This window comes from Kineococcus glutinatus (assembly GCF_039542765.1).
Lineage (GTDB): Bacteria > Actinomycetota > Actinomycetes > Actinomycetales > Kineococcaceae > Kineococcus_A > Kineococcus_A glutinatus.
Genome location: NZ_BAABIL010000483.1, coordinates 1 through 3830, shown reverse-complemented (window position 1 = coordinate 3830; position 3830 = coordinate 1). Strand labels below are relative to the sequence as shown.

Genomic DNA, 3830 nt, shown 5'->3' with positions numbered 1-3830 from the left:
CCCGGTGCGGGGGCGGGCCGCCGCGCGTCCACGTGGTCTAGGGTCGCGGCCGTGGCCGCCGCACCCGCCCTGCAGCACGAACCCGCCTGGGGCCGCACCGCGGCCGGCGCCGACGTCGGCCGCTGGGTGCTGACCGCCGGCGACCTGACCGTGGCGCTCGTCGACCACGGCGCCCGCATCCAGTCCGTGCTGCAGCCCGGCCGCGACGGGCGGGTGGCGGACGTCGCCCTCGGGTTCGCCTCGCTGGAGCCCTACACCGGCAAGGGCCGCTCCTTCGGCGCGACGATCGGGCGTTTCGCCAACCGCATCGCGCAGGGCCGTTTCACCCTCGACGGGCGGGTCCACGAGGTGCCGGCCACCGACCGCGGCAACGCCATCCACGGCGGCCCGCACCCCTTCAGCGAGCAGCTGTGGAGCGCGGCGGAGCTGCCCGGCGCCGACGGGCCGGGGGTGCGGTTCTCGCTGGTCAGCCCGGACGGGGACAACGGCTTCCCCGGTGAGCTGCACGTCCACGTCGAGTACGTCCTCGCCGGGCGGGCGCTGCAGGTGACGTACACCGCCACCAGCAGCGCCGCCACGGTGCTCAACCTCACCAACCACGCCTACTGGAACCTCGCCGGGGAGGGCTCCGGTCTCGTCGACGACCACCTGGTCACCGTGGCCGCCGAGCGTTTCCTGCCCGTCGACGAGACGGGTCTGCCGACGGGGGAGCTGCGCGACGTGGCCGGCACCCCGTTCGACTTCCGCGCCCCGCGCACGATCGGCGAGCGGGTGGGCGGCGACGACGAGCAGCTGGTGCGCGGCAAGGGCTACGACCACTGCTACGTGCTCTCCGAGGTCCCCGGTGGTGCCCGTCCCGCCGCGCTCGCGGTGACCGTCGAGCACCCCGCCTCGGGCCGGGCGCTGGAGGTCGTCACCGACCAGCCGGGCGTGCAGCTGTTCAGCGGCGGGTCGCTGGCGGGCACCCTCGTCGGCAAGGCGGGCGCCGCCTACGGCCCGCGCACCGGGCTGGCCGTGGAGGCGCAGGGCTTCCCCGACAGCCCGAACCGGCCGGGGTTCCCCACGACCGCGCTGCGGCCGGGGGAGGAGTTCCGCTCCACCACGGAGTTCCGCTTCACCACCCGCTGAGGCGGTCCCGGCGGGATCGGTGCCGCAGCGGCGCGGCGGGCTGCGCCCGGGGCGGCGGTTGGGCAGGATCTGCGCGTGCCGTCCCCGTTCGCCGCCGAGCGCCTGCCCGACGGGCGCCGCCGCTACAGCCGCAGCGCCGTGGTGGCCCGCCGCCGGCTGCTGGCGGGCATCGTGGTCGCCGGCGCGGGTGCGGCGGTGGGCGTCGGCCGCTGGCGGGACGGTGGGGGGTCGGCGGTCGCGGACGCCGAGGAGGTCGCGGGGACCTCCGCGCTGCACTCGACGAGCGAGGCCGCCAGCCCCTGGGTCGTCGTCAACAAGCAGCACCCGATCGACCCGGCCGACTACGCGCCCGCCTCGCTGGTGACGGTCGGGGACAAGCAGGTCGCGGGCGTCGTCGGGCCGGACCTCACGGCGCTGCTGGCCGCCGCGACCGCCGACGGCGTGGGGCTCACCCTGACGAGCGGTTACCGCTCGCTGGACTACCAGCGCACCGTGCACGAGCAGGCCGTGGCGCGGGACGGCCGCGCCGCCGCGGAGCGCGTGTCGGCGCGCCCGGGCTACAGCGAGCACCAGACCGGCCTGGCCGTGGACTTCGGCAGCAGCGCCCGGCCGGAGTGCGCGGTGCAGGACTGCTACCGGCTGACGCCCGAGGCGCGCTGGCTGGCCGCCCACGCCGGCGACTTCGGGTTCCTGCTGCGCTACACCGAGCAGAACTCCGCGGTGACGGGGTACGCCCCGGAGTCCTGGCACTACCGCTGGGTGGGGCGGGAGCTCCTGGAGCGGATGGCCGAACGCGGGGTGACGACGCTGGAGGAGTTCTTCGGGGTCAGCGGCGGCGCGGAGTACGCCTGACGCGCGCCGCCGCCCGCGCCGGCGGGGCGCTCAGTCCTCGGTGTGCGGTTTCAGCAGCGCCGCCACCCGCTGCCGGGACACCCCGTACAGCCGGGCGATCTCCTCCATGCTCCTGCCCTGCGCGCGCAGGGCCCGGGCGCCGTGGCGGCGCCAGCGCGCGCCGCCGTCGTCGAGGTGCTGCGCGGCGTCCGTCACGAGCTGCACGAGCAGCGGGCGCCCCAGCAGGGCCAGGATCCGATCGCCGGGCACGCCCTCGAGGCGCAGGCGCTCCACGGAGTCGATGCGGGTGAGCACCTGGTCCAGGAGCGCCGCGGCCGCCAGCACGTGCTCGCGCAGCTCCGCCAGCGCGGCCAGGGTCGGGTCGGCCGCCGGGCCCGCACGGGGATCTCGGTCGGCCATCCGGGCCCACCTCCTGCTCGTGGCCCACACGCGGGGCGGACCGCGCCGGGAACGGTCCGCGGGTCCGCGCACCGCCCTCCGAGGGTGGCACGTGCCCGGCTCCCCGGCACGACCGCTCAAGGTGCAACGGGGGTTGCCGATGAAGGGGGGTGACGGCCGCGCGGGCGCGGCGCGCCGGTGGAGCATACCGCCGGTGGTCATCCGCGCGCACGACCTGCGTGCCCGCCCAACACCGAGGAGCGCCGTCCACCGTGGAGTCCACCCGCCTGTTCCGCTGGATCGCCGACCGCAGGGTCGGCACCCGCATCCAGGCCGTCGCCGTCCTGCTGTCCCTCGTCGCCGTCGCCGTGGGCGTCGTCGGCGTGCTGTCCCTGGGCCGCACCAGCAGCGCCATGACCGGTCTCTACGACGAGAACGTCACCGGGCTCGTCGAGCTCGCCGCCGTCGACCAGGCGCAGCTGAAGGGCCGCGTGCTGCTCGCCAACCACGCCGTCTCCGAGGACGCCGCCACCATGGCCGGCTACGAGGAGAAGATCGCCGACAGCGACGCCGCGCTCGACGAGGCCGTCGCCGGCTACGAGCGCACCGGGACCGAGGCCGTGCAGGCCGACTGGGACCGCTTCACCGACGCGCTGGCGCGGTACCGCCAGATCCGCGACGGCGAGCTGCTGCCCGCCAGCCGCGCCAACGACCTGGCGCTGTACCGGCAGCTGCGCGACAGCACCTCCCAGCCCGTGATCGACGAGATGGCCGCCGCGCTCGCCACCGTGCAGGCGTTCGAGAAGGACGACGCGGCCGCCGTCGCCGCCGCCGGCCGCGACACCTACACCTCCGCGCGCACCACGGTCGTCGTCGTCCTCGTCGCGGGCCTGCTCGTCGCCGGCCTGCTCGCCCTGTTCGTCTCCAAGATGATCGTCGTGGCGCTGCGCCGCGTCGCGCACGCCGTCGAGGGCATGGGCGAGGGCGACCTCACCCGCGAGATCGCCGTCAGCAGCGCCTGCGAGCTGGGGCAGATGGCCGACGCGCTGCGCACCGCGCAGCGGGGCGTCGGCGACGCCGTGCGCGCCATCGCCGAGTCCTCCGGCGCCCTCGCCGCGGCCTCCGAGCAGCTGTCGGGCGTGTCCCTGCAGATCGCCTCCTCCGCGGAGGTCGCCTCCACCCAGGCCGAGGTCGTCGCCGCGTCGGCCGGGCAGATCTCCTCCAACGTGCAGACCGTCGCCGCCGGCAGCGAGGAGATGGGCGCCTCCATCGCGGAGATCTCCTCCTCCGCCGGGCAGGCCGCCGAGGTCGCGGCCGCCGCGGTGGCCGAGGCGCAGACCACCAACGCCATCGTCAGCCGGCTGGGGCGGTCCTCCGCCGAGATCGACGACGTCGTCAAGGCCATCACCGCGATCGCGGAGCAGACGAACCTGCTGGCGCTGAACGCGACCATCGAGGCCGCGCGGGCCGGG

General features: G+C 76.3%; 4 protein-coding genes. 3 read left to right on the top strand and 1 reads right to left on the bottom strand.

Annotation, left to right across the window (positions count from 1 at the left end; genetic code table 11):
* Positions 1–51: 51 nt before the first annotated feature.
* Both ABEB16_RS16670 and ABEB16_RS16665 read left to right on the top strand, forming a co-directional pair.
* Positions 52–1128, top strand: a complete 1077-nt coding sequence (locus ABEB16_RS16670; protein ID WP_345713347.1) for an aldose epimerase family protein — start codon at positions 52–54, stop codon at positions 1126–1128.
* Positions 1129–1203: 75 nt separating this feature from the next.
* Entirely contained in the window at positions 1204–1980 is a 777-nt protein-coding gene (locus ABEB16_RS16665; RefSeq protein WP_345713346.1) for a M15 family metallopeptidase, read from the top strand.
* A gap of 30 nt (positions 1981–2010) precedes the next feature.
* On the opposite strand, the gene ABEB16_RS16660 is transcribed toward ABEB16_RS16665, so the two are convergent.
* Complete coding sequence (locus tag ABEB16_RS16660) at positions 2011–2379, bottom strand: hypothetical protein (protein ID WP_345713345.1); 369 nt, start codon at positions 2377–2379, stop codon at positions 2011–2013.
* Positions 2380–2630: 251 nt separating this feature from the next.
* Here ABEB16_RS16660 and ABEB16_RS16655 point away from each other — a divergent pair.
* On the top strand, positions 2631–3830 hold a 1200-nt coding region (locus ABEB16_RS16655; RefSeq protein WP_345713344.1), incomplete at its 3' end, for a methyl-accepting chemotaxis protein.